Source organism: Synechococcus sp. CC9902 (genome assembly GCF_000012505.1).
In the GTDB taxonomy this organism is placed as follows: Bacteria; Cyanobacteriota; Cyanobacteriia; order PCC-6307; family Cyanobiaceae; genus Parasynechococcus.
Map to the genome: position 1 here is coordinate 777965 of NC_007513.1, position 22404 is coordinate 800368.

The window sequence follows — 22404 nt, forward strand, 5'->3', positions numbered from 1 at the left end:
CTGTGCGCGAGCTAGCGCCCAGCATGAACTCCAACGCCAGAATTGACTCTCTGCAGTTGATGTTGACGGATCTCCGCATGCGGAATGAACCGATCCGCCATAAAGCGGCATTCCGCGGATGCCAGCCGGAATTTCAGGATCTGGTCAGCCGTTTGATTGAGCAACTGGAAGGGGAGCTTTTTGAGGAGAAGCAGCGGTACCGCCAAGCATCACGGTCTGCGGCCCAATAAGTCCTGCTGCAGGCTTTCTTTGTAGGCGCTTGGCACAACGACGAGAAACAGGCCCCACCACAGGGCGACGGCGATCGCCATTGGCAGGGTGATCCAAAGCCGGTGCAGGATCAGCCAGGAGCCCAGCACGCCAATTATTCCGGTCGAAACAATCGACCAGGGCTGACACCACCAAGGCTTGAGCGCCCAGAATGGTGGGAGTTCGGCAGGGTCGCTAACGGAGGGCTTCGAGGTCACCAGCAGCGTGGAGCGTGGTGAGATCGTCGTAGCCACCGATCAAGGCGCCGTCGACGAATACCTGGGGGAATGTCCCCATCCCACTACGGCTTTGAACGCTCTTGAACGTGCTGTCGTCATTCACCGTGATCACGGTGTGGGGAAGATCCAAGGTCCGAAGTAGGCGCAGCGCCCTGCTGCACCAGGGACATCCGGGCAGCACAGCAATCTCGAGGCGCGGTGCCGTTGCGGTTGTCGTAGCCGCTGGTTTGTTTTGTTCAAGAACGCCAATTAGTACATCGGCCCCTTTTTGCACGATGGTGCCTGGCTCAAGGTGCCCTCCCCAAACCTGACAAGCGCCATCGGAAAGGCTCAGATGGAGATGAACGGAATCAGGGCTCAGCGTGCCGTTCAAGGTGATCACTTCAAGATCACCTTCCAGGACGGTGGGCTCTGATTGGCCTGGGCATTGGAAAGCTGCGCGCGTGAGGTTGCCCACCACGCCAAGGACAAATCCATCGATGCCCTCGCGACGAGCCAAATCCTCCAGGCTGAGGCGCAGGTCACTGCCGGGTGCAAGCTTGAGCGGCAGGGGACGCATGGCACCTCAAAAATCCGCTCAAGATTACGCCGAAGTGGCGGCCGAACAACAGAAGTTCGATTTGTCACGATAATGTGTCAATATTGAGTAACTATTGAAACGAAATCGTGCCACTTCTCCAGGATCTTGTTCTTGAGTTGCAGCAGCGCCTTGGGGAGGCTCCCCCAGCTCCTCCAACGGCAGCGGTGGCGGATGCTGCCAGTTCTGAGCGCATCAATGTGACGCTGCCCCGTGGAGTGATGGATGACTTGAAGCGCCACGCCCTTGAGGAAGGCCGGAGCTGTGGAAACCTCGCGGCTTACCTGTTGGAGGAGGCGTTGCGTCGTCACCGTCCCCTGGGCTGATTAGTTCAAGAGTTTGTTCGCGATGGATTTGATTTCGCCCAAGCGCTGCAGTCGCAGGATCGACACGTTCATGGGATTCCTTAGGGGATTCCCTGTCTTAAACACAAACCCATAGGTTTCCTCCGCAAGCGTGAAGGGTGCCAGCTGAACAGCCAAGTGAGGATTTTGTTTGATGTGATGCCGCATGGCCGGCCGATCAAAAATCACTGCTTCTGCTTGTTCCGACAACACCAATTCAATGCCGCTGGTGAGGTTCTCAGTTTTGAGAACGCGCATGCTGCCTCGTTCCGCCAACTCCACCCCACTGGTCCCTTCAATGGTGGCCACGCGACGTTGTTGCAGTTGAGCGGGTGAACGGATGATTGTTTCTCTCGCTCCGGAGAAAAACAAGGTGAATGCTGAGGCCAGGCTTGCGGTTAACGACGACACGGCAATCAAAGAGATCACCATCCATGTGGCCGTAATGCCTCGGCCTGTTCGACTGATGGGGGCTTTGTCTCCATAACCCACGGTGGTGAGGGTGACGACGGCAAACCACATTCCGCTGGCAATCCCTGGCAGCCAGCGTTTCGGAAACTGCTCACTATTTTCGCGACGTTCGGCTAACCAAATCAAACTGCCCACCACCAGCAATACGCTGATGAGCACCAAGATCGAAGAGATCACGGCCCAGCCAAAGAACACCTTCACCCGGCTAAAGATCGTGGGTGAATCGAGGGGGAGCAAGACCCCGGACTTGGCGAGGTAGTAGGGCTGAGTGAAATCGACTCCTGGCATGGCCAAACGGCGAGGGGTGATGCTGATCGGCCCGACCAACACATCGATCTGTCCCTGGTCGACCGCCGCGATGCCGGCCTCCGGCGAGCTCTGCGGCACGAGGTCGTAAACCAGCTCGTTGTCTTCCGCGACCTGTCGCCAAACATCAAGGCTGATGCCTTGGAAGGAGTTGTTCTCCTCAATTACAAACGGTGGGGAACCGGTGATGCCTACTTTTAATTTGCGTGCCTGCGCTGGGAGTCCCGCTAGCAGGAGGACAACCAGCACAACGGCTGATTTTTGTCGGAACCTCCGCATGGATGCGGCCCATCGTCTCGATTCAGGGTGCCACGACAACAGCGATGCGACCGAATGCTTTGGCGTGGTTTAACGCTGCTCAAGACGACGCACAATCACTGCCATGGCAGCCAAGGAGCCAGCCAGGGCAATCAGCAGAGCGATGGTCATGGGGGGGGCTCATGTGGTGCGGGTTATGTCAGGTTGGCACCGATGCATCGTTCCAACCACTGGTCGTTCCAACGGGCCGACAAGGCGCTGCTGGATTGGAATGATGGAAGGCAGCACAATGCGAGAGCTGCGGCGGAGAAACGCGCATTTTTTTACTGTTTGAGTAATGGCTTGTCAGATCTGGCGTTGGGGGAATGAATCTCTGCACTTTTTGCCAGAAAAGGCACTCTGGCGGGAAATAGATCGTGTGCTGATGGTGGCTGATTTGCATCTTGGTAAGGCCGAGGTGTTTCAAGCCAACGGCGTGCCGATGCCGAGTGATGGTGATGCTGGAACCCTCAACCCGCTCCTTGATCTGTGCCATGCGTGGCAACCCAAGCGGCTGATTCTTTTGGGGGATCTGATCCACGCTCGTCTTGGACTAACCGAGCATTTGCGTGCTGTTCTGAGGGCGTTGCCGGCTCTTTGTGGATGCGAGGTGGTGTTGATCGGTGGCAATCACGACCGTGACAGTTGGCTTGAAGGTTTGCCTCAACAACCCTCCCAGAGCCTTGGTGACCTCTGGTTAAGTCACATTCCTGAAACGCCCCCTGATCCCGATCAGCTCAATGTTTGTGGCCATCTTCATCCCGTGGCATCGGTACAAAGTCGTTCAGATCGGTTGCGCTTGCCGTGTTTTGCCTTTGATCCGAAGGGGCCACGGTTGGTGATCCCAGCTTTTGGACAGTTGACGGGAGGCCATGAATGCGGCGAGCGTTACCAGCAATGGCTTGTGGCCGACGACGCCATCGTTCCTTGGCTCGCTTCATTCCCCAACAAACGAGGACGACAGACCGCGTGAAAAAACACGCTCCAAAAATCGCATCTGCATCTAAGAAGAGTTGGATGCGAAAACGCTGGCTGCTGATTGCTCTGCCGTTGCTGGTTTTTGCGGGTCTGATTGCTCTTGCCCCAACGGCTCCAGACCGGCCAGAGGATGAACGAACGGATCAGCCCAGCTCTGGGAGCCGATCCAAAGCTGGGCAACCCTTCAACTACATCCCGGATGAGGAGGTTTATGCCCTCGACCTGGATCCCCGTCGGGTGCGTTTTGGCCTCCTCGAGGGATGGGATCGGGAAGACGATGCATTTGACGACATTTCTGCACTGGCCTACGTGTCAGGTCCGATGTACGAGCGTCATGTGGATGCTGCCGGTCAGGAATTAACTGTGCCGCTTGGGGATCTGAAGTTTGGCTCCAAGGTCTGGAAGGGACGTAACCGCGCGGCATCGCGTCAACGCGCGTTTATTGGAATCCAAAAAGACGGCAGCGTTGACTTTGGCTACGGGGAGCTCACCGACGCCCGCAGTACGACGTACGACACTTTTATTGGCGGACTGCACAGCCTTTACAACGATCTGGAAGATCCCCCAGTCACCTACAAGGGTGCTTACAGCATCAGCATGGGTCAGCGCATTCGCTACTACCTGCCGCGGATTCGCATGGTGATGGGCCTTCGGGAGGATGGCCATCTGGAAATTTTGATGAGTCGTGACGGACTCACCCTTGAACAAACCAAAGACTTGGCCCGACGTCGTGGCTACCTCGCGGCGTATATGCCTGATCACGCCTCGAAAAGTCGTTTCATCATTCCTGGAACGAAAGGGTTCACCGAGGAAGATGCCAACTGGATTAGCGGTGGCGCTACGAGCTTCGTGCACGTCCCGTACATGCTGCGTATTAGTCCACGCCAGCGGTGGTTGCGGGGAGATTTGGTGGCAGGTCTCACCCCCAAATTGATCGAACAACAATCCTGCGACGGACCAGTGGATTGTGTTCAGCTGGCTGGTGGCCATCTGGCCGATCGGGCGTTGGCCGGTTTGAACCGGGTGATGGAGCAGGGTGTTGAGCCCCTGGCCCGGATGATTTGGGCCCCATCACTCCGTAGCAAGCCAACGCAAGATCGTGATGAGTTCGCAGTTCCGAACAATCAAGATCGCTCGCCTTTGCGGGAGCCGCCAATCACCGCAGACCCCCTGGTGTTGCGCGAACAGCCGTCGATCGATCGCGATGACCTCTCACCGGATCTCAGTGGGGATGAAACCTGGGATCGTTCTGATCCTTTCCTCCCCTTACCTCCAGATTTGCCCCCTCCGATCGTGCTCGATGAGTCGACTGAAACTGATACATCCAACGAGGATTGGCTCCTGCCGCGTGAGCCCCGCCTCGATTTCGATCTGAACGACGGTTTGGATGATGGCCTGAATGATGCGCCTCCTCCGCCGGAGCTTCCTCCCCTTGTTTTAGCTCCGCTGCAACCCCTCCCGTCCATGGCGGAATGAGGGTTGTTCCAGCTTGGGAATGGATCGAAGGAACATCGTTTCGCTATGGCCCTCTCATTGGAGTGTTACCGGAATCTCCTCAACGCGCGGCCCAAATTCAGGTCAGTGAGCAGCTCACGTTGCGCTTGTTCGGTGAAGCCGGTGTACAAGTCCAATCCGAGGAATTGGGTCGCACGATTTATGGCAAACCGCAGCTCAGATGGCGTCGCGATTGCGCGTTCCATCACAGCATCTCCCATACGGGGCCCATCACCGTTGGGGTGCTGAGTGAGGGGGCAATTGGCATTGATGTGGAATTTGAAGATCGTCGGATCGGAGTATCTCCCTCGTTGTTATTGCGGCGAATGTTTTCAACCGAACAGGATGCAGCCTCATGCTTAGAGCGTTGGTCGTTGCTTCAGCTTTGGACGATCAAGGAGGCCGTGCTTAAAGCCAGTGGATATGGACTGGCTGGAGGGCTTACGAATGTTGCCCTCAATCGACAACGTGGGTCAGCAGAATGTTTTGGCCAGGTGTATGGGCTCACACTGTTGCGGTGGCAGCAATACCTGATCACCATCGCTGCAAAGGCGAATGTTTGATGCCGTGTCTTCCTTTAGGGCAAACTATGGGTGGATTGGATCAAGCTTGGTATGGCAACTGCTGCAGAAAAGAAAACGATCACTAAAAAGCTCCTTCAGGAATTGCGTAATCGCTGCCGGGATCACTACAACGTCGTTGCCGACGGCACGATGCCTGAAGCTGTTGATGTTCGAGAAACCAATCAAAAATTGGAAGAGCTTGTCTTGCTGCTCGACGGCAAGGCCAAGTGGGACGACGCAAAATCCAGCGATTGATGTGGTCCTGAGCGGCCTTCCAATTCTTTTAAGTTACCAAGCGTGAGTAGCTGCCGCGTCTTCTAAGAAGAGCTGATTAGGTTCTTGGCCTCAAGAGCAATGCCCATGTCCGCCGTCGAACTCTCCAGCATTAAGTGGGAAGAGAACGGCGAGATGTCGGCCCAAGATGCACTCAATCTTGTTTGCCAGCTCACGAAAATAGAGGAGCATGATTTGGCTTCTTCTCGTCTTGAGCTTGAAACCAGCTCGGCTCATTCAAGTTCAAGCGTGCAGAATGGTGATTAGGACGACTCCTGTGGTTTGGGCCTGATCAGGGTCCTTCATCCTTGCGTCGTGACAGTTTTAGTTTTGATAGGGGAATATTGTGGATATAAGTGTGCGATAGTTGGCCGATGAACGACCAAGTTTCTATTAACATTGTATTCATCGCTGTTAATGCATTCATTATCGCATTAGCCGCATTGATTTGTTTGAAGGGTGAGATGCACTTTGGCGCTGTTTGGAATTGCCTAACTGGTTGTTAAACACGTGATTGTCAGAAGCTTATGTGTTTTCAAATTAGAGACATATTGCATAAATTTGGCAAAATGTATGCATTTGAATAACTTATTATTGATGAGTTTTAATCCCTTCGAATGTAATAAAAGAAGAGCTCAGGAGGTAAAATCTTTAAGGTGATTTTAGCCTCAATTTCTTACTCTTTAAAGACGCCATTGCACGGACCTGGGGCTGGCTTGGTGAAGCAATGCCCTTCAGGAGACCAGTATCCAAGGGCTGGAAGGCTCAAGCCTTGGGCCTTTGCAATAGTGTTGACGCCAGAAACGCCATTACCTTGCACCGTGACGTGCCCGCTGGCATCGACTAAGTCAAGGAAATCCCCTTCATTCATCTCCTGGTTTGCATTGGCAAAAGCGATGGATGGAAGCAGGGCGGTTGCAGCAGAAATAAGAATCAATCGGAGAATCATGGGCTTTAGATGTGAAATTAATTTGCGGTGACGACAACTGGGGTCCCAACATCAACACGGTTGAATACTTGAATTACATCGTTGTTCAACATGCGAATGCAGCCAAGGCTCACGGCTGCCCTTAGGTTCACCCAGCTCGGCCATGCTGTGCCATGAATTGCATATTCATCGCGGCCAAACCTTACGTAGGGCATGTAACGAACACCCACGGGATTGTCAGGCCCTGGTGCAATTACCTTTCCTTTCTTATGATAAACGGGTGCAGCATCTTTGCTTTTAATATCAAAGTTTCCTGCGATGGTTGGAGATTCAGGAGCTCCAATGGCGATGGGGTATTTCCCAATGACCTTTCCATCTTCAAACAACGTGAGATATCGATGTTTCAAGCTCACCTCAATCGACATGTCGGCCTGAGCGGGAGCGGTTGATGAAAAGCCAATTGCAAGCAGGGCTGCCAACAAACATGGACGGACGGACATGGATTTCCGTAAAAAGCAACCTGCTCTCATTCTGACGCATTCGAAAGGAGCTAGCGTCGAGGCAACGCTTAATTAGTTGACGTTTGATGTTCCGAACTTCCGGTTTTCGTGCAGCTCTGATTACTGCTGCTGCTGCCGTTTCGGCTCTCACACTCAACATCCCTGCACGAGCCGGTTTTTCGCTGGAGGAATTGGCAGGTTTTGAGGTCACACACCTGCGTGGTGTTGTGAATGTGGTGTCACCTGCTCAGAAGGTGATTGAGGTGGTTGATCCCGAAGGTCATAAGGAAATCATCACCGTCGGCATCGACTTAGCCCCACTGGGGTTGCGGCCTGGAGATGGTGTTGATGTCTCGGTGCTTGATGGCTTGGTGGTGGACCTGCAACGCAGCACCACGACGAAGCTGAGTTTTAACCGGGAAGACATCATCATGCCCCTCGATATGGGGCCACTAAAGAAGGGAATGCGGCTCGCTTTGGCATCAGGTACTGCTCGGATTATTAAATTGTCCGAGGACGACCGCAGCATCAGCTTGATGGGTCCGCTGGGGGGCATTCACAATCTCGATGTTCTTGCGGATCCCGATGATGACCTTTTCCCGTTGTTGAACGCAGGGGATCTGGTGAATTTTCGGTTGATTCAACCTGTTGCCGTTCAAATCAAAAAAGCGCCCATTGCAAAAGCGCAAGCCAATCCAATGGCGAAGTCGCAACCGTTGCTATCCGATGCGGTGACTGAGCGAGGAAGTTTGAAAGCGGAGCTGCTTGAATCCTTCGAAATAACGAAGTTATCTGGCACGGTTCAACGGATCATGCCAGCTGAAAAGGTGCTGGAACTTCGCACGCCCTACGGCCACGACATGTTGATCACCAGTGGTGTTGATTTGTCCACCGCAGGGCTCAAAGTGGGCGACGAGATCACCGTTGACCTGCTTGATGGATTGGTCGTTGATCTACGTAAAAGTTCGCGGAAGGCTCTCACCTTTTCACGAGAAGACGTAATTCTGTCGGAGCAATTTGGACCGGTTCGTCAAGGCGCCAAAGTTGCAATGACCACCGGCACTGCTCAGGTGGTCAAGATCTCAGAAGACGACCATGAGCTCAGCCTTCGGGGCCCTTTTGGTGGAGTTCACAACCTTGATGTTCACAATGTCGTGACGGGTGATCCAGTAAAAACATTGAAGGTTGGCGATCTGGTGGACTTCCGCGCCATCCGACCCATTGCAATCGCAATCCGTAAAAGCAATTAATTTGCCTCAGTTTGTTTGCTGGGATGCAATCGCTCGTACAACATCGCCCCGGGTGAGAACACCGATGGGATTTTTCTCGTTATCTAGTACAAATAAACGCTGTGTGCCCTTGTTGTGAAGCATGGACGCGGCCTTGGGAAGATCAAGGGTGCCGTCGCAACTGTGACTATTTTTTTGCATCAGTTCACCAACAGTGGTGCCGAGTACTTGATGCACTTGTTTGTCCCAGTTGAGTGGATTGCGCAGATAGATCACGCTGTCTAGGAGCATCACGTAAGGGCCTGCATCCACGCCGCTTTCGCGAACCATGAGATCTTTTTCACTCAATTCGCCGATTAATGCCCCTTGCTCATCAACAACCGGTAGGCCACTGACGTGATGGTCACTGATGAGCTTCACCGCCTCTTGCAGTGGGGTGTCGGCTCGAACGGTGAGCACGGGTTTGGTCATCACGTCGGCCACCGTCAGCTGCAGGACCATGATTCAGAACGATCTGCATCCATTCTGCGCCGTTGTCACCATCACTGTCTCGAATCCTGTCTCGAATCCCGTCTCGATCGCTGCGCTTCTTGGCTGATGGCCTCACCATCGGCAGGGCAGTGGCTGGCCTCCCCTTAATCCTGGCGCTTCAGCAGGGTTGGGCTGTGATGGCCTGGTGGCTATTGCTATTTGCTGGGTTGAGCGATGCGGCTGATGGGTGGTTGGCCCGCCGCGCTGGGGGTGGCACCAGCTGGGGGGCCAGGCTTGACCCCCTGACCGACAAGGTGCTGATTGCGGCTCCTCTGCTTTGGTTTGCGGCCAGTGGAACGCTCCCTTTGTGGGCGATTTGGATCCTGTTGGCCCGAGAGCTGTTGATCTCAGGTTGGCGGGCGGGAGCCAGTGATGGGGCTCCAGCGTCATGGGGCGGTAAAGCCAAAACAATTCTTCAGTTCACGAGCTTGTTGCTGTTGCTCTGGCCGCCGGGATGGGTCGGCCAGTCAGCGCTGGTGGTTTGCGGATGGTGGTTGTTCTGGCCCTCTTGGGCTTTGGCCTTGACCTCGGCCGCGGACTACCTCAAGCCCCAATCAGGGTGGCGTCGGAGCTGAAGTCGGGGCTTGAGCTGGGATTGGTGGCGTAATCGTTGGCGTAGCTATCCGCTAAACCCGCCGCCAAATCGAACTGTGGATGCCAGGCCAGCTCTCGCTCAACCCGTGTGATGTCAGTCAGGAAGTGATTGAGTCGTAGCGGGAAAGCCTTCCGCGCTTTTGGATCCAGGGCTGAGGGATCAAACGACTGCATCACAACGGTCTCTGGATCCTTTCCACAGGCCTGAGCCGCTGCTCGGATCAGGCCTTCAAATGTGACTCCTTGCTTGCCGGAGCAGTTGTAGATCCGGTTGGCGGCTGCATCCACATCAATGCAGCGGGCCATGGCTTCGGCGAGATCATCGACGTGACCCAATTGCGTGATGGTGGTGCCATCGCCGGGGAGGGGCACCGGTTGTTCATGCACAATCCGATCAAAAAACCAGCGCTCGATTGGGTTGTAGTTGCCAGGCCCATAGATATAGGTCGGTCGGAAGCTGGTAAAAGGAACCCCTTCAGCTGTGAGCCATGCCTCGGTGTCGGCTTTCCCCGCATGCCGACTTTTTGGGTCGGTCGGACTGTTTTCATCCAGCGGCCAGTGGTCTGATCCGGCATAGACCCCAGCCGAGCTCACGTAAACAAAGCGATGGCGGGGGTGCCCTGTCGCGGTGAGAACACGACGGCTGTCATCCAGTGTTCGGCCGGAGCTATCAACGATCACATCAAAGGCACGGCCCTGCAGTGCGCTGAGGCCTTCATCGCTGCTGCGGTCTCCCGTGATGTGCTCAACGCCAGCGGGAACAGGGTTTTTTCCGCGCGTGAACAGGGTGAGCGCATGGCCTTGGGCCATGAGCCTGGCCACTAGAGGCTTGCCCACAAACCGGGTTCCTCCCATCACCAGAATTTGCATGACGTTGCGCCTCCAGATTGGTTGGGACGGTTTGTTGTCCTAACCAGATTTAAAACTAGGAAAATCTAAGGGATGGATCCCGCTGAACATCGGCCCCGAATCAAATAACTGTTATTCGACAATCTTGAAAAAATGGTGCAGTATCTGAACCAAATTAATTTTATTTATTCCTGTTGATAGGAGTAGCTATTCAGTATTTTTTGTTGTTGAAAAAATGTTTTTCCTTGGAAAATTAATCTTAGTTCGTGTGAATTTTTCAATGGCCGACGTTCGACAGACCGTGCTCCTGCAGGATGGATAGCCCATTGTTTGGCCCCATGGAGATCATCCCCGCCATCGATCTGCTTGACGGTGCCTGTGTGCGTTTGCACCAAGGGGATTATGACCAGGTGACCCGGTTCAGTGATGATCCTGTGGCCCAAGCGCTCAGTTGGCAGAGCCAGGGAGCCAAGCGGCTTCATCTCGTCGATTTAGATGGTGCGAAACGGGGCGAGCCCGCGAATGATGCTGCGGTGAGAGCGATCGCCAACGCCTTGGATATTCCCGTGCAGCTGGGTGGCGGCGTGCGCTCGATCGAACGCGCCGAAGATCTCCTCAACTGCGGCTTGGAGCGGGTGATTTTGGGCACGGTGGCGATCGAACAGCCGGATTTGGTTCAGGTGCTCGCTGAGCGTCATCCAGGGTCTGTGGTTGTTGGGATCGATGCCAACAAAGGGAAGGTGGCCACCCGAGGCTGGCTTGAGCAAAGCGATGTTTTGGCAACCGACCTCGCCCGCCGCTTCAGTGATTCGGGAATCGCCGCGATCATCACCACCGATATCGCCACCGATGGAACATTGGCGGGGCCAAACCTTGATGCTCTGCGCGAGATGGCTCAAGCCAGCAGCGTTCCAGTGATCGCGTCAGGGGGGATTGGATGTATGGCCGATCTTTTGTCGCTGCTGCCCCTCGAAGATCAGGGTGTAAGTGGCGTGATCGTCGGCCGGGCGTTGTACGACGGGCGGATTGACCTCGCGGAGGCGATCGGCGCGATTGGTGATGACCGCCTGCAGGACATAACTTGCGGCTCAACTGATTTGGCCTAATGATGGGACCTAGAATGTCTAGAGAGACAGTGTTCTGTGGTAAGGCCAACCTCCACCACTGACATCGATGGTTTGCCCAATCCGGGCAGCCTCCAAAACGTTTTTGAGCAATGCCGCCGATTAGGCATGCGCCTCAGCCGTCAACGGCGCATGGTCCTCGATCTGCTTTGGAGCGAGAAAAGTCACTTAAGTGCTCGGGATATTTTTGAAAAACTGAATGTGCAAGGCAGAAGCATTGGCCATACCTCCGTTTATCAAAATCTTGAAGCGCTCCAGTCTGCTGGAGTTATTGAATGCTTAGACCGTGCCAATGGTCGCTTGTATGGCTACCGCAGTGATCCCCATAGCCATCTCACGTGCCTTGATTCAGGCCTGATTGAAGATATCGACGTCAACTTGCCCCAAGACCTGCTCAGGCAGATCGAACAACGTACGGGCTTTCGCATTGAGTCCTACACGCTTCAACTGAATGGGCGACGCACACTGGAGGATTGAGCAAAGTCTCGTTACCTTGACGACAACCCCTCGGTTGTAAGGCTTGGCCTCTTCGTCTCCGGTGCGGATTTTGCTGTTGGCGCCCGATCTCCTCGGGGAGTCGTTGGCGTTGCAGCTAACAACGGCAAATCCAGGCTGGGACGTGCTTTTGAAGCCCGATCAGCTGCCTGGTCACCCCGCCTTGGTGGTCTGGTCGATCGATACTGTGACCTCCCTCGGGGCGATCCAGCAGGAAGTGATGCGGTTGGGGGAGCGCTGGCAACCAGCGCCGTTGTTGCTTCTCTTACCGCCGGATGTGGCTGCAAGCCGCGAGCAGCTGCTGAGTCTTTCCGCTAGTGGCTTGCTGCAGAACTGTGATCTCGCCACCCTCAGCGAATCGATCGAAGCCTTGCTGACGGGTGGACGCTTCGTTCGATTGGAGGTTGGAAGCCAGTCGCCCCAACTTGAGGCGCCCACGATGGGCTTCGGACAATGGGTGCTGATCAGCGGCCTGCAGCAGATCAGTCACGATCTTCAGGTGATTGAGGCGATGCTCAATCCTCCGCCATCCCAGTTTTTACCTCGCTTGCTGATGGAGGGGCGCTGTCGTGAATTGCGCAGTGCCCGCGATTTGTTGCTGATGCTCTGGGGACCGTTACAGCTTGGTTTGGAGGATGCCGTGCCGCTTAGGGCATCCTTCAAGCCAAGGGCAACGCTGGAATCCACCGCCATCACCCTGCGGGAGCGAAATTCCACCGCTGTCTGGGAAGCGATCCGTGATCGTCTCGACGACTCAGTTCAAGTCGGCCTCACCAATGCCACTGGTCGGTTGCTCGCCATCGAAGGTTTGCATCCAGATCGCCGCCGTGAATTACTGCTGGCCCTGCTTCAGCAGCTGGATTCAGTGCTCAACCAACTCCGAGGAAGTGATCAGGCCCCTTGCTTGGACAGCATGTGGGAGCAGCTTCAGCCTGAACTGCGCCAGCAAGCCGTCACAGCAATGGCGGGAAGCTACGTGCAGATTCCAAGAAATGGTGAGCTCCAATCTGTGGTGACTGTCTTGTTGAAGCAGGCCGATCTCAGTGGGGATGACGGTGATCTACCTGACCCCACCGCGATGCTGGCACCGTTACTCATCGATCAACCGGTGCTCGTGAACGGCCAGTTGCTTTCAGCCGACGATCCCCGGGCCCTGCTTCAGCTGGAAACGTTGGTGAGCAATTGGTTGGTTCGTACGGCGGAATTAATCGGATCCGAATTACTGGAGTCCTGTGGTCAATGGCCTGAGTTACGGCGCTACTTACTGCGTGATTCACTCATTGCGACACGAGAGTTGGATCGTTTGCGCAATCGACTCAATACACAGATGCGCTGGTTCGACTGGGTTGACCGTCCGATTCAGCTGTACGAAAGCCAACGCACGTTGTTTCAATTGCGCCAGGGGCGCATTGAGCCGCTTCAGCTCACAGAGCCCAGGGATCATGAGTTGAACCAACTGGGTTGGTGGCAGCGTCAGGTGGCGCTGTTGCTTGAAACCCGTGACGCTTTGGCACCGCAGGTGCAGGGCCTCGTCCGACGGTTGGGCGACCTTGCCGTCGTGTTGTTAACCCAGGTTTTGGGTCGCGCGATCGGTCTTGTCGGTCGTGGCATTGCCCAAGGTATGGGCCGCAGTCTGGGTCGAGGTTGACGCTGCCATTTGCGTCTGAAGGTCACAATGGCGTCTGCGATGTCGGTTTGATGGCCCCTTTGCTGAAGCTTTTGCTCGGTTTATCGGCAGCACTGCTGCTTTGGGTTGCCCCTGTTGGCGCCGTCCTCAATACCGATAGCTACGACGGCAATATTTATGCCTTGTATGCGGGCAACGGATCGCTTGTTCCTCCCGCTGTCACCCTCGGTGAAGCCATGGATGCAGGGCGAACATCTGTGGTGATCTACTACTTGGATGACAGTGCTGTGAGTAAGCGCTTTGCCCCTGTGGTGTCTGAACTCCAGCGGCTGTGGGGCCGAAATATTGACTTGATTCCGCTGACAACGGATGGCCTGCAGGGACGCCCAGCAACGGGACCCAAGGATCCATTGACGTATTGGAATGGATCCATTCCCCAGGTGGTGGTGATCGGACCCGATTCCAGAGTTGTGTTTGATCGCGACGGTCAGGTGCCCTTGGCAGAGATCAACGAGGCGATTAGCTCTGCCACTGGATTGCCAGCCCCTGAGTTGGGTGACATCAACCAAGGTGGAAGCTTCAACGAAGTGAACGTCGAAGTCACTTCAAAATAAGGACGTCTTGGTGGGGGGCGCCTACGCTGCCGGCGAGTTTTCCCGGCGCCCTGCCGGTTGTTCGCCGTGCCCTTGATGATCGCTCCACTGGCCCTCGGACTCGGTGTGGCCTGGCTGGAGCTTCGTCATCGCCTCAGGCCTTCATCGCCCCTGCGCATGCAGCCCAAGCATTGGTCGGTGTCCAGTCTTCCAGGCAAGCTTCGGATTGAGGGTGTTCTCGAGATCCATAACCCCCATCCACGCATGGAGGTTTTTGTCCCTGATTTCCAGGTCAATCCTGTTTTGCTCGGTCAGGGCGATCCATCTGCGTTGACGGTCACGACACGCGTGGAGGCCGACCATCCCGATGAAGAGACACGGCCGGATGGGTACTGGGTGGCTTACATCGTCAAAGGCCGTAAAACCACGCGGGTCCGGGTGAGGGTGGATATCGCGGGCGCGGCTCCTCTCGACCTTGTCGACAGCCTTTGGGTGGATGTCCACTGGAGCAATTACGGACCGTTTGGTCGCTTGCAGCGTCGCCAGGGTGTTTTGGTGCCGTTGCGTCGCCCCCAGCCTGTTCAAGCGGCCGAAGCGTCCTTTATTCCGGGCGACGGTTGTTCCGTTTTGCCCCTGAAGACCCATCTTTTGGGCCCCCTGGATGATGCGATTGACGTGCTGCGCACCTACGCCTCGGCCGTCGTGCAACCGGGCGACGTCCTCACCCTTGGCGAAACACCTCTCGCGGTGATCCAAGGGCGTTACCGGCACCCCAGTGAGGTGAATCCAGGCATGGTGGCTCGGTTGGCCTGTCGGGTGTTTCATCCCACCAGCAGCCTGGCTTCTGCCTGCGGAATGCAGACCTTGATTGATCTGGTGGGCCCGACCCGTGTTCTGGCGGCTTGGTGCGGGGGCTTGTTGATGAAACTGATCGGAATCCCCGGTGGTTTCTATCGCTTAGCTGGACCGCAAGCCCGCTTGATTGATGACATCACCGGCACGACCCCGCCCTATGACCAAACCCTCGTGCTCGGTCCGGAGCATCCCGCTGCCTTTTGCCAGGAGGCTGCCGCGGCCCTTGGCGTTGCTGTGGCCATCGTCGATGTCAATGATTTGGGTCGGGTGAAGGTGCTGGCATCGAGTGCTGGTTGCGATGAAGCTCTTCTGCACCGAGCGCTTCAGCCCAATCCAGCGGGCAACGCCAACCAGCGCACTCCTTTGGTTTTGGTTCGCCCAAGCTGAATTGAGCGATACATTGTGGGAACAGGCTTAACGGGGGGTGGTGATGTCAGAACCAGTCCTGACCTCTCTGCGGATTGAATCACTCAATCCGTCTCACCTCGCCCGTTGCCGGGTGATTGCCGAGTCTGGTGCTCTTCCTCGTTTCCAAGCCGTTCTGATCGGCGATTGGTTAGCGCGTTTTGAACAACGCTTTCCTGACCTCCTTCCCAGTCGATCGCCGCGATGTTTGGTGGCCTTGGATGAGGATCAGCTTCTTGCCACGGTTGTGGCACGTCCTTACAACCGTCGGGGTACGTGCTGGACGCTGCAGCTGCCGGAGTTGAGCGGCGAGACGTCTCGCCACAGCCTCCGGGATGTTCAGCACGATTTGCTACTTGAAGCTCTTCAATTGGGTGCGCCGCAGGTTTGCAGCTGGGTGATTCGCTGCCCGGCCTCAGATGCTGATGCCATTGCTTTGATGCGGGAGCTGGGTTTCCAGCCCCTTCGGCCGTATCAAAGCTGGTTGCCCCCGCAATCGTCTGGGACGACTTCCCCTCTAGGGGACATTGACCCGCTGAGTTGGTTGCCGATTACCCGCCGAACGGCTCAGTTGCTCTGGCCGATCGAACAGGTGGGTAATTTCAGCCATCTTCGCCAGATCACCGATCGACATTGGTTAGATCTGTTGGATCGCAACGCCCCTGGTTGTGGTGTGTTGGTGGATGGAGAAACCGTTTTGGCCGGTTGCATCCGCCTGACGGAAAGCAGCGACCACGGCACCTTTGAGTTGCTTCGCGATGTGGCTTGGGATCCTCGTCTCGATCAGGCGCTCCCCGTCGTGCTCGGCAGGGTTGTGCAACAAGGTGTCCCTCGTTCCTTGATTACGGCTTTTGATGATGCCCCGTTGTCTCGGGTGTTGGAGGCCCAAGGTTGGACCCGGGGAGGCGAGCAGCTGCTCTTAGGTCGAAGCATGTGGCGCCGCCACGTGGCACACCGAAATCTTCAGCTCAGTCGGTCTTTGGATGACGTCTTTGGTCGGCTTCGCCCGCAGGGGAGCCCCCTGCCGAACCCAAGCCTGGGGCCACGATGCTTGGGGCCTCGGTAACGGTGCCGTCCGCCTGTTCAGTGCTCAGTTTGGATGTCGGTCGGAAACGCATCGGCCTTGCGGGATGTGACCCCCTCGGCATCACGGTGTCGCCCTTACCAGCCCTGCACCGTGGACGTTTTGATAACGATCTATTGGTGTTGCGTCATCACTGTCAGACGCGATCCGTGCAGGGACTCGTGGTGGGCTTACCCCTCGATGCGGCTGGACAACCCACGGCCCAGGCTGAGCACTGCCGACGCTATGGCGTGCGCTTGGCCCAGTCTTTGGGGCTTCCCTTGGCTTGGGTGAACGAGCACAGCAGCACTTGGGCGGCTGGAGAACGCCATGGTTTACAGGGTGATCGGACCGGTCGACTCGACAGTGCGGCAGCGGCGTTGCTGCTTGAACAATGGCTGCAGGATGGGCCGGCGCTTAAACCGGCCCAATCGATGGCGGCTGGGACGGGCGCTGAGCCCATCGATGGTGGATCCTGACCTCAGATAGCGAGTGACGATGTCGGACATCGCAGCAGGAAAGAGCGGAGACCACCCAACATTGTTGGTGCGTGATCGCGAAGGCCATGATCTGCTCTGCTTTTTAGAGCACCTCATCCCTCTGGACGGTCAGGATTACGCCCTGCTTTCGCCCGTTGATACCCCCGTCTCTCTCTTTCGGCTGCGCGAAGACGATGAGCCCGAGCCGATTACCAGCGTTTCCAGTAGCGAGCCAATCCTCTCCGTCGCGGATGTGGTCTTGCAGGAGCATGATCTCGTTTTAGTGCGCTCCGCCATCACCCTCACGGTGAGTGGAGAGCTGGAGGAGCCAGATCAGGAGGACTTGGAAGAATTAGACGACGAAGACGACCTTGACGACGATGCAGAAACCTTTGAGCTTCTGGTGAGTTTCATGGTGGATGCCCAGGAGTACGGGCTCTACATCCCCCTGGATCCTTTCCTTGTTTTGGTGCGAATGGTTGATGGCCAAGCGGAACTGCTTAGTGAAGATGAGCTTGACCGGATTCAACCCCGGATTGAGGCGGAGCTTGAGGAGCGTGAATGGCCGGAATGATGGGTCAACACTTGCTGCAGCCCGATTGGGACCCCGGGCTCACCATTGCCCATCTGGCGTTGTCCCATCTGACTGCGCAAGGAATTGAAGCGGTTGTTTTGGATGTCGATCGCACCCTGCTTCCCGGGCGTGATGTGAAGCTTCCAGAGCCCGTTTTGGCGTGGCTGATGGATGCCAAGCAGCGGTTCTCCCTGCATCTTTTCAGCAATAACCCTTCCCACAGCCGGATTGCAGCGGTTGCAGACCAGCTTGATGTCAGTTTCACCGCAGCAGCGGGAAAGCCCCGGCGTGGGTCCTTAAGGCGCGTCCTCAAGGACCTCGACCTGCCGGTGGATTGTGTCGCCATGGTGGGGGATCGGTTGTTTACCGATGTGCTCTGTGGGAATCGTCTCGGGCTCTACACCGTGCTAGTCCGACCGGTGCGTTCTGACGGCACCGCCTGTTCCCAAGATCGCGTTCAACGCTTCGAGCGCACTCTTGCGGGATGGATGGGGGCGCCAACGGCATGACCCTGTGGGTTGTGAAGCTTGGGACCAGCCTGTTGCGGGGGGACACTGCCGCAACGATTGAGGGGTATGCCTCAGGACTCGCTGCGGCCATGCGTCGCGGTGATCAGGTGGTGTTGGTCACCAGTGGTGCGGTTGGTTTGGGTTGCCAAAAGCTTCACCTTCCCAAGCGCCCGGATACCGTCGTCGCCCTCCAGGCGGCGGCCGCTACGGGGCAGGGATACCTCATGGCCCTGTACGAGCGGGCGATGGCGGTTCATGGCCTGTCCGTGGCTCAAGTGCTGCTCACCCGTTCGGATCTAGTCGACCGGCGCCGCTACCAAAATGCGTCGGGAACGTTGCAGCAGCTGTTGGCTTGGGGTGTTCTGCCTGTGATCAATGAGAACGATGCGTTGTCTTCAGCTGAATTGCGTTTTGGCGACAACGACACGCTCTCTGCGTTGGTGGCAGCAGCGGTGGGTGCCCATCAGCTCCTTCTCTTAACGGATGTTGATCGCTTGTATTCCTCAGATCCGCGCAGCGATGCGAATGCGCAACCGATTACGGATGTGCATCATCCCCGTGATCTCAAGTGGCTGGAGGCCGGAGCCGGCGATGGTGGACGTTGGGGGACGGGGGGCATGACCACCAAGCTCGCCGCCGCCAGAATTGCGACGGCGAGCGGGGTCACCGTTCATTTGGCCGATGGCCGCGATCCAGCTCGGTTAGCCGGACTGCTCGAGGGAGACCGCGGTGGCACTGTTTTTCATCCTCATCCCGAACCCCTCGGCAACCGTCGCAGCTGGTTGGCCCATGTCTTGGTTCCAGAGGGGGAACTCTGCCTGGACCAAGGCGCTTGTCAGGCTCTTTTGCATCGCGGTGCCTCGTTGTTGCTGGTGGGTGTGACGGCGGTGAAGGGTCAGTTCGAGGCAAACCGGCCTGTGCTGTTGCGTGATCCCGATGGACAGGAGTTGGGTCGGGGTCTTTGCACCCTCAACAGCAACCAGGTGCGTCAGGCCTTGTCCGTCGTAACGGATGCCGAGGCATCCCCGGTTGTCGTGCACCGTGATGCCCTGGTCCTTCAAGACCGGTAGCGTTTTTGATCAACAGCTCCGCCACAGCATGCGCTTCAGCACCCTCCTTAAGGACCTGCAGACCGGTGAAGCCGAGCTTCGTTGGAGCCAGTGCGGCGCGGATCCAATTCTGGCCGGTGCCGCTTCGCTAGAGCAGGCCAAGGGGGATCAATTGAGCTTCCTCGAGAAGGGCAATGCGCTGATTGCCGCACTCACTGAAACGGGTGCTGGAGCTCTTTTGCTTCCCGATCAACCCGATCTGATCCAATGCGCCAGTGAACGGGGCATTGCTTTTGCGGTGTTGGCCAATCCACGGTTGGCATTTGCTGAAGCGTTGGAGCGTCTCCATCCACGGCTGCGACCTTTGGCGGAGATTCATCCCTCCGCAGTGGTGGACGAGCGGGCGGTGGTTGGCCCTGGAACCTTTATCGCCCCACGCGTCTGCATCGGCGCCTCGAGCAGAATTGGTGCCAATTGCATCGTTCACCCAGGTGTGGTGATTTACGACGATGTGGAGGTGGGTGAGGGGTGTGAGCTGCATGCCAACGCCGTGCTCCATCCAGGCAGTCGACTCGGTCGTGGTTGTGTTGTGAATTCCAATGCTGTGATTGGCTCGGAGGGCTTTGGTTTTGTGCCGACGCCCCGCGGATGGCGAAAGATGCCTCAAACCGGTCAGGTGGTTTTAGAGGACGGTGTTGAGGTGGGCTGTGGCAGCACGATCGATCGCCCCTCCGTCGGAGAAACCCGCATCGGTGCCGGATCGAAAATCGACAACCTGGTTCAAATTGGCCATGGGGTGACCACCGGGCGCGGTTGTGCATTGGCGTCACAAGTTGGCATCGCCGGGGGCGCCAAGCTTGGTCATGGCGTGATTTTGGCCGGGCAGGTTGGTGTGGCTAATCGAGCTGTGGTGGGTGATGGGGCGATCGCGAGCTCGAAAAGTGGGATCCACGGTGAGGTGGCGCCCGGTGAGGTGGTGAGTGGTTATCCAGCGATTCCCAATCGACTCTGGCTGCGCTGTTCTGCGGCATTCAGCAAGTTGCCTGAGATGGCGAAGACCCTTCGAGAGTTGAAGCGCGACATCTCTCAGTAACCTCAGCGCCTGTTCTGCCGCTCGGGTTCGTCATGGCTCAATACCGCGTCGTTCTTTTGCCAGGCGATGGCATTGGGCCTGAAATCACCGCTGTGGCCCGCCAGTTACTGGATGTTGTGGCCCAGCGTCATGGGTTTCAGCTCATGTTTGAGGAGCAGCCGATCGGCGGCTCTGCCATTGATGCCACCGGTGAACCACTGCCTGCCAGCACGCTCACGGCATGTCGGTCGGCCGATGCGGTGCTTCTGGCCGCGATTGGGAGCCCTCGTTTCGACAGCTTGCCCCGGGAGAAACGACCGGAAACGGGACTGCTTGGTCTTCGATCAGGCCTCGAGCTGTTCGCCAATCTGAGGCCGGTGAAGATCGTCCCGGCTTTGATTGGTGCCAGCAGCCTCAAGCAGGAGGTGATTGAAGGGGTCGATCTGATGGTGGTTCGCGAGCTCACAGGTGGCATTTATTTCGGTCAACCGAAGGGTCGGATTGAAGCCGATGGGGATGAACGAGGGTTCAACACGATGACCTACTCCGCCTCAGAGGTGGATCGCATTGCCAAGGTGGCTTTTGAGATCGCTGGAGAAAGAAACAATCGCCTTTGTTCCGTGGATAAAGCCAATGTTCTGGATGTGAGCCAGCTTTGGCGGGACCGCGTTGATGCGATGGCGCCTCGTTATGGCGAGGTGGATGTCAGCCACATGTACGTGGACAATGCGGCGATGCAGCTGGTGCGTGACCCCCGCCAGTTCGACGTGCTGCTGACGGGCAACTTGTTTGGCGACATCCTCAGCGATGAGGCTGCGATGCTTACGGGGTCGATTGGAATGTTGCCCTCCGCCTCCCTCGGTAGCGATGGTCCTGGCTTGTTTGAGCCCGTGCATGGCTCTGCTCCAGACATCGCCGGTCAAGACAAGGCCAACCCCATGGCCATGGTGCTCTCCGCCGCGATGATGCTGCGCATTGGTTTGAAGCAGAGTTCTGCCGCAGACGACCTTGAAAGGGCCGTTGATGCCGTTCTCGCCTCCGGATTCCGAACCGGCGATTTGATGTCGGAAGGCTGTACTCCGCTGGGATGTCAGGCCATGGGCGAGCAATTGCTTAAGGCTCTTTGAAATCTGGAGTGGTGATTTTGGGCTTTGATCTGGCAAGATCGCCGGACCATTAACCCTTGCGTCGATGTCGAAGCGTCACCCGGTAGTAGCTGTCACCGGTTCCTCTGGAGCTGGAACCAGCACGGTCAAGCGCGCCTTCGAGCACATCTTCGCGCGTGAAGGCATTACCCCTGCAGTGGTGGAAGGCGATAGCTACCACCGCTATGAGCGCATGCCGATGAAGCAGGCGATGGCTGATGCGCTTTCTGCAGGGCAGAACTTCTCCCACTTCGGTCCTGAAGCGAACCTGTTCGACAAACTTGCTGAACTGTTCCGCACCTATGGCGAAACGGGTGCTGGTCAGAAGCGTTACTACCTGCACAGCCCAGAAGAGGCGGCTGAACACAACGCTCGCTTGGGTGTGAACCTCGACCCAGGTCAGTTCACGCCTTGGGAAGATATCCCTTCAGGCACCGACGTTCTCTTCTACGAAGGCCTGCACGGCGGTGTTCAGGGTGAGGGTTACGACGTCGCCGGTCTTGCCGATCTGCTTGTCGGTGTGGTGCCGATCACCAACCTTGAGTGGATCCAAAAAATTCACCGCGATAACGCAGAGCGTGGTTATTCCGCTGAAGCGATTGTGGATACGATCTTGCGGCGGATGCCTGATTACATCAATCACATCTGCCCGCAGTTCAGTCAGACCGACATCAACTTCCAGCGGGTTCCAACGATTGACACCTCGAACCCATTCATCTGCCGGAATATCCCGACACCCGATGAAAGCTTCGTGATCATCCACTTCCGCAAGGGAGCTCGCGAAAAGTGGGGGATCGATTTCGGCTACCTATTGAGAATGATCCACGATTCCTTCATGTCCAGCCCCACCAGCATTGTTGTGAACGGCGGCAAGATGGGCTTCGCAATGGAACTCATCCTTACTCCGATCATTCATCGCATGATCGAAGAGAAAAAGAATCTCAGCTGAAATAAGGCGATCCAATCACATTTGGATTGAACTTTGATCTCTA

At 56.6% G+C, this 22404-nt stretch carries 30 protein-coding genes; 23 read left to right on the forward strand and 7 right to left on the reverse strand.

All coding sequences use genetic code 11. The features are described from left to right. The first annotated feature begins 23 nt into the window (after positions 1 to 23). Positions 24 to 230 carry a hypothetical protein gene (locus tag SYNCC9902_RS03845; RefSeq protein ID WP_011359570.1) on the forward strand — a complete coding sequence of 69 codons (207 nt, stop codon included), beginning with the start codon at positions 24 to 26 and terminating at the stop codon, positions 228 to 230. Here SYNCC9902_RS03845 and SYNCC9902_RS03850 read toward each other — a convergent pair. Then, complete coding sequence (locus SYNCC9902_RS03850; protein WP_011359571.1) at positions 210 to 467, reverse strand: DUF6737 family protein; 258 nt, start codon at positions 465 to 467, stop codon at positions 210 to 212. The genes SYNCC9902_RS03845 and SYNCC9902_RS03850 overlap by 21 nt on opposite strands. Further along, positions 445 to 1047 carry a PCC domain-containing protein gene (locus SYNCC9902_RS03855; protein ID WP_011359572.1) on the reverse strand — a complete coding sequence of 201 codons (603 nt, stop codon included), beginning with the start codon at positions 1045 to 1047 and terminating at the stop codon, positions 445 to 447. Before SYNCC9902_RS03855 ends, SYNCC9902_RS03850 begins: the two co-directional genes overlap by 23 nt. 107 nt (positions 1048 to 1154) lie before the next feature. On the opposite strand from SYNCC9902_RS03855, the gene SYNCC9902_RS03860 reads away from it, so the two are divergent. After that, complete coding sequence (locus SYNCC9902_RS03860; RefSeq protein WP_011359573.1) at positions 1155 to 1391, forward strand: ribbon-helix-helix domain-containing protein; 237 nt, start codon at positions 1155 to 1157, stop codon at positions 1389 to 1391. Here the strand turns inward: SYNCC9902_RS03860 and SYNCC9902_RS03865 are convergent, their stop codons facing one another. After that, on the reverse strand, positions 1392 to 2465 hold the full coding sequence (locus tag SYNCC9902_RS03865; protein WP_011359574.1) for a transporter substrate-binding domain-containing protein: 1074 nt from the start codon (positions 2463 to 2465) through the stop codon (positions 1392 to 1394). A 2-nt stretch (positions 2466 to 2467) separates the two neighbouring features. On the opposite strand from SYNCC9902_RS03865, the gene SYNCC9902_RS12410 reads away from it, so the two are divergent. From SYNCC9902_RS12410 to SYNCC9902_RS03890, 6 genes are all read left to right on the forward strand, one after another. Continuing rightward, on the forward strand, positions 2468 to 2719 hold the full coding sequence (locus SYNCC9902_RS12410; protein WP_156771061.1) for a hypothetical protein: 252 nt from the start codon (positions 2468 to 2470) through the stop codon (positions 2717 to 2719). A 62-nt stretch (positions 2720 to 2781) separates the two neighbouring features. Beyond that, entirely contained in the window at positions 2782 to 3456 is a 675-nt protein-coding gene (gene pdeM / locus SYNCC9902_RS03870; RefSeq protein WP_011359575.1) for a ligase-associated DNA damage response endonuclease PdeM, read from the forward strand. Between the two features lie 44 nt (positions 3457 to 3500). After that, positions 3501 to 4937 carry a hypothetical protein gene (locus SYNCC9902_RS03875; protein WP_369776178.1) on the forward strand — a complete coding sequence of 479 codons (1437 nt, stop codon included), beginning with the start codon at positions 3501 to 3503 and terminating at the stop codon, positions 4935 to 4937. Then, positions 4934 to 5518 (forward strand): 4'-phosphopantetheinyl transferase family protein, encoded by a 585-nt coding sequence (locus SYNCC9902_RS03880; RefSeq protein ID WP_011359577.1) that lies wholly within the window; start codon positions 4934 to 4936, stop codon positions 5516 to 5518. Before SYNCC9902_RS03875 ends, SYNCC9902_RS03880 begins: the two co-directional genes overlap by 4 nt. Positions 5519 to 5569: 51 nt before the next feature. Continuing rightward, on the forward strand, positions 5570 to 5773 hold the full coding sequence (locus SYNCC9902_RS03885; protein ID WP_037989002.1) for a hypothetical protein: 204 nt from the start codon (positions 5570 to 5572) through the stop codon (positions 5771 to 5773). A 99-nt stretch (positions 5774 to 5872) separates the two neighbouring features. Then, positions 5873 to 6058: a hypothetical protein gene (locus SYNCC9902_RS03890; protein ID WP_156771062.1), complete on the forward strand. Its 186-nt coding sequence runs from the start codon at positions 5873 to 5875 to the stop codon at positions 6056 to 6058. Between the two features lie 409 nt (positions 6059 to 6467). Here SYNCC9902_RS03890 and SYNCC9902_RS03895 read toward each other — a convergent pair whose 3' ends face one another. Next, positions 6468 to 6740, reverse strand: coding sequence for a hypothetical protein (locus tag SYNCC9902_RS03895; protein ID WP_011359579.1), 273 nt, complete (start codon positions 6738 to 6740; stop codon positions 6468 to 6470). Between the two features lie 17 nt (positions 6741 to 6757). After that, on the reverse strand, positions 6758 to 7249 hold the full coding sequence (locus tag SYNCC9902_RS03900; RefSeq protein ID WP_011359580.1) for a L,D-transpeptidase: 492 nt from the start codon (positions 7247 to 7249) through the stop codon (positions 6758 to 6760). Between the two features lie 56 nt (positions 7250 to 7305). On the opposite strand from SYNCC9902_RS03900, the gene SYNCC9902_RS03905 reads away from it, so the two are divergent. After that, a complete protein-coding gene (locus SYNCC9902_RS03905; RefSeq protein ID WP_011359581.1) occupies positions 7306 to 8469 on the forward strand; it encodes a hypothetical protein in 1164 nt (387 codons plus the stop codon). 6 nt (positions 8470 to 8475) lie between these two features. On the opposite strand, the gene SYNCC9902_RS03910 is transcribed toward SYNCC9902_RS03905, so the two are convergent. Then, entirely contained in the window at positions 8476 to 8949 is a 474-nt protein-coding gene (locus SYNCC9902_RS03910) for a CBS domain-containing protein (RefSeq protein WP_011359582.1), read from the reverse strand. 32 nt (positions 8950 to 8981) lie between these two features. On the opposite strand from SYNCC9902_RS03910, the gene SYNCC9902_RS03915 reads away from it, so the two are divergent. Then, on the forward strand, positions 8982 to 9554 hold the full coding sequence (locus SYNCC9902_RS03915) for a CDP-alcohol phosphatidyltransferase family protein (RefSeq protein ID WP_011359583.1): 573 nt from the start codon (positions 8982 to 8984) through the stop codon (positions 9552 to 9554). Here SYNCC9902_RS03915 and SYNCC9902_RS03920 read toward each other — a convergent pair. Beyond that, on the reverse strand, positions 9523 to 10443 hold the full coding sequence (locus SYNCC9902_RS03920) for an NAD-dependent epimerase/dehydratase family protein (RefSeq protein WP_011359584.1): 921 nt from the start codon (positions 10441 to 10443) through the stop codon (positions 9523 to 9525). The genes SYNCC9902_RS03915 and SYNCC9902_RS03920 overlap by 32 nt on opposite strands. 317 nt (positions 10444 to 10760) lie before the next feature. Here SYNCC9902_RS03920 and hisA point away from each other — a divergent pair, with 317 nt between their 5' ends. The 13 genes from hisA (at position 10761) to SYNCC9902_RS03985 (ending at position 22361) form a co-directional block, all read left to right on the forward strand. Beyond that, positions 10761 to 11528, forward strand: a complete 768-nt coding sequence (hisA, locus tag SYNCC9902_RS03925; RefSeq protein ID WP_041425333.1) for a 1-(5-phosphoribosyl)-5-[(5-phosphoribosylamino)methylideneamino]imidazole-4-carboxamide isomerase — start codon at positions 10761 to 10763, stop codon at positions 11526 to 11528. Between the two features lie 126 nt (positions 11529 to 11654). Continuing rightward, positions 11655 to 12023: a Fur family transcriptional regulator gene (locus SYNCC9902_RS03930; protein ID WP_156771063.1), complete on the forward strand. Its 369-nt coding sequence runs from the start codon at positions 11655 to 11657 to the stop codon at positions 12021 to 12023. Between the two features lie 43 nt (positions 12024 to 12066). Next, positions 12067 to 13689 (forward strand): DUF3685 domain-containing protein, encoded by a 1623-nt coding sequence (locus SYNCC9902_RS03935; RefSeq protein WP_011359587.1) that lies wholly within the window; start codon positions 12067 to 12069, stop codon positions 13687 to 13689. Between the two features lie 50 nt (positions 13690 to 13739). Continuing rightward, positions 13740 to 14282 carry a thylakoid membrane photosystem I accumulation factor gene (locus SYNCC9902_RS03940; protein WP_041425338.1) on the forward strand — a complete coding sequence of 181 codons (543 nt, stop codon included), beginning with the start codon at positions 13740 to 13742 and terminating at the stop codon, positions 14280 to 14282. A 75-nt stretch (positions 14283 to 14357) separates the two neighbouring features. After that, a complete protein-coding gene (locus SYNCC9902_RS03945; RefSeq protein WP_011359589.1) occupies positions 14358 to 15503 on the forward strand; it encodes a hypothetical protein in 1146 nt (381 codons plus the stop codon). A gap of 43 nt (positions 15504 to 15546) precedes the next feature. After that, positions 15547 to 16587: a hypothetical protein gene (locus tag SYNCC9902_RS03950; protein ID WP_011359590.1), complete on the forward strand. Its 1041-nt coding sequence runs from the start codon at positions 15547 to 15549 to the stop codon at positions 16585 to 16587. After that, positions 16569 to 17063: a Holliday junction resolvase RuvX gene (ruvX, locus tag SYNCC9902_RS03955; RefSeq protein WP_011359591.1), complete on the forward strand. Its 495-nt coding sequence runs from the start codon at positions 16569 to 16571 to the stop codon at positions 17061 to 17063. Before SYNCC9902_RS03950 ends, ruvX begins: the two co-directional genes overlap by 19 nt. 19 nt (positions 17064 to 17082) lie before the next feature. Next, a complete protein-coding gene (locus SYNCC9902_RS03960; RefSeq protein ID WP_011359592.1) occupies positions 17083 to 17637 on the forward strand; it encodes a DUF3727 domain-containing protein in 555 nt (184 codons plus the stop codon). After that, complete coding sequence (locus SYNCC9902_RS03965) at positions 17625 to 18146, forward strand: YqeG family HAD IIIA-type phosphatase (RefSeq protein ID WP_011359593.1); 522 nt, start codon at positions 17625 to 17627, stop codon at positions 18144 to 18146. Before SYNCC9902_RS03960 ends, SYNCC9902_RS03965 begins: the two co-directional genes overlap by 13 nt. After that, positions 18143 to 19216 carry a glutamate 5-kinase gene (gene proB / locus SYNCC9902_RS03970; protein WP_011359594.1) on the forward strand — a complete coding sequence of 358 codons (1074 nt, stop codon included), beginning with the start codon at positions 18143 to 18145 and terminating at the stop codon, positions 19214 to 19216. The genes SYNCC9902_RS03965 and proB overlap by 4 nt, the downstream gene beginning before the upstream one ends. A gap of 28 nt (positions 19217 to 19244) precedes the next feature. After that, the gene (gene lpxD / locus SYNCC9902_RS03975) at positions 19245 to 20288 is read left to right on the forward strand and encodes a UDP-3-O-(3-hydroxymyristoyl)glucosamine N-acyltransferase (RefSeq protein WP_011359595.1); all 1044 of its coding nucleotides are present in this window, start codon (positions 19245 to 19247) and stop codon (positions 20286 to 20288) included. 32 nt (positions 20289 to 20320) lie between these two features. Beyond that, positions 20321 to 21394 carry a 3-isopropylmalate dehydrogenase gene (gene leuB, locus SYNCC9902_RS03980; RefSeq protein WP_011359596.1) on the forward strand — a complete coding sequence of 358 codons (1074 nt, stop codon included), beginning with the start codon at positions 20321 to 20323 and terminating at the stop codon, positions 21392 to 21394. 64 nt (positions 21395 to 21458) lie between these two features. Beyond that, positions 21459 to 22361 (forward strand): phosphoribulokinase, encoded by a 903-nt coding sequence (locus SYNCC9902_RS03985; RefSeq protein WP_011359597.1) that lies wholly within the window; start codon positions 21459 to 21461, stop codon positions 22359 to 22361. Positions 22362 to 22404 lie beyond the last annotated feature (43 nt).

What these genes read in the sequence shown, in the direction of transcription:
- SYNCC9902_RS03845 (WP_011359570.1), top strand. Translation starts at nt 24, where the DNA reads ATGAACTCCAACGCCAGAATTGACTCTCTGCAGTTGATGTTGACGGAT.
- SYNCC9902_RS03855 (WP_011359572.1), bottom strand. Translation starts at nt 1,047, where the DNA reads ATGCGTCCCCTGCCGCTCAAGCTTGCACCCGGCAGTGACCTGCGCCTC.
- SYNCC9902_RS03865 (WP_011359574.1), bottom strand. Translation starts at nt 2,465, where the DNA reads ATGCGGAGGTTCCGACAAAAATCAGCCGTTGTGCTGGTTGTCCTCCTG.
- SYNCC9902_RS12410 (WP_156771061.1), top strand. Translation starts at nt 2,468, where the DNA reads ATGCGGCCCATCGTCTCGATTCAGGGTGCCACGACAACAGCGATGCGA.
- pdeM (WP_011359575.1), top strand. Translation starts at nt 2,782, where the DNA reads ATGGCTTGTCAGATCTGGCGTTGGGGGAATGAATCTCTGCACTTTTTG.
- SYNCC9902_RS03875 (WP_369776178.1), top strand. Translation starts at nt 3,501, where the DNA reads ATGCGAAAACGCTGGCTGCTGATTGCTCTGCCGTTGCTGGTTTTTGCG.
- SYNCC9902_RS03880 (WP_011359577.1), top strand. Translation starts at nt 4,934, where the DNA reads ATGAGGGTTGTTCCAGCTTGGGAATGGATCGAAGGAACATCGTTTCGC.
- SYNCC9902_RS03885 (WP_037989002.1), top strand. Translation starts at nt 5,570, where the DNA reads ATGGCAACTGCTGCAGAAAAGAAAACGATCACTAAAAAGCTCCTTCAG.
- SYNCC9902_RS03890 (WP_156771062.1), top strand. Translation starts at nt 5,873, where the DNA reads ATGCCCATGTCCGCCGTCGAACTCTCCAGCATTAAGTGGGAAGAGAAC.
- SYNCC9902_RS03895 (WP_011359579.1), bottom strand. Translation starts at nt 6,740, where the DNA reads ATGATTCTCCGATTGATTCTTATTTCTGCTGCAACCGCCCTGCTTCCA.
- SYNCC9902_RS03900 (WP_011359580.1), bottom strand. Translation starts at nt 7,249, where the DNA reads ATGAGAGCAGGTTGCTTTTTACGGAAATCCATGTCCGTCCGTCCATGT.
- SYNCC9902_RS03905 (WP_011359581.1), top strand. Translation starts at nt 7,306, where the DNA reads ATGTTCCGAACTTCCGGTTTTCGTGCAGCTCTGATTACTGCTGCTGCT.
- SYNCC9902_RS03910 (WP_011359582.1), bottom strand. Translation starts at nt 8,949, where the DNA reads ATGGTCCTGCAGCTGACGGTGGCCGACGTGATGACCAAACCCGTGCTC.
- SYNCC9902_RS03920 (WP_011359584.1), bottom strand. Translation starts at nt 10,443, where the DNA reads ATGCAAATTCTGGTGATGGGAGGAACCCGGTTTGTGGGCAAGCCTCTA.
- hisA (WP_041425333.1), top strand. Translation starts at nt 10,761, where the DNA reads ATGGAGATCATCCCCGCCATCGATCTGCTTGACGGTGCCTGTGTGCGT.
- SYNCC9902_RS03930 (WP_156771063.1), top strand. Translation starts at nt 11,655, where the DNA reads ATGCGCCTCAGCCGTCAACGGCGCATGGTCCTCGATCTGCTTTGGAGC.
- SYNCC9902_RS03940 (WP_041425338.1), top strand. Translation starts at nt 13,740, where the DNA reads ATGGCCCCTTTGCTGAAGCTTTTGCTCGGTTTATCGGCAGCACTGCTG.
- SYNCC9902_RS03945 (WP_011359589.1), top strand. Translation starts at nt 14,358, where the DNA reads ATGATCGCTCCACTGGCCCTCGGACTCGGTGTGGCCTGGCTGGAGCTT.
- SYNCC9902_RS03950 (WP_011359590.1), top strand. Translation starts at nt 15,547, where the DNA reads ATGTCAGAACCAGTCCTGACCTCTCTGCGGATTGAATCACTCAATCCG.
- ruvX (WP_011359591.1), top strand. Translation starts at nt 16,569, where the DNA reads ATGCTTGGGGCCTCGGTAACGGTGCCGTCCGCCTGTTCAGTGCTCAGT.
- SYNCC9902_RS03960 (WP_011359592.1), top strand. Translation starts at nt 17,083, where the DNA reads ATGTCGGACATCGCAGCAGGAAAGAGCGGAGACCACCCAACATTGTTG.
- SYNCC9902_RS03965 (WP_011359593.1), top strand. Translation starts at nt 17,625, where the DNA reads ATGGCCGGAATGATGGGTCAACACTTGCTGCAGCCCGATTGGGACCCC.
- proB (WP_011359594.1), top strand. Translation starts at nt 18,143, where the DNA reads ATGACCCTGTGGGTTGTGAAGCTTGGGACCAGCCTGTTGCGGGGGGAC.
- lpxD (WP_011359595.1), top strand. Translation starts at nt 19,245, where the DNA reads ATGCGCTTCAGCACCCTCCTTAAGGACCTGCAGACCGGTGAAGCCGAG.
- leuB (WP_011359596.1), top strand. Translation starts at nt 20,321, where the DNA reads ATGGCTCAATACCGCGTCGTTCTTTTGCCAGGCGATGGCATTGGGCCT.
- SYNCC9902_RS03985 (WP_011359597.1), top strand. Translation starts at nt 21,459, where the DNA reads ATGTCGAAGCGTCACCCGGTAGTAGCTGTCACCGGTTCCTCTGGAGCT.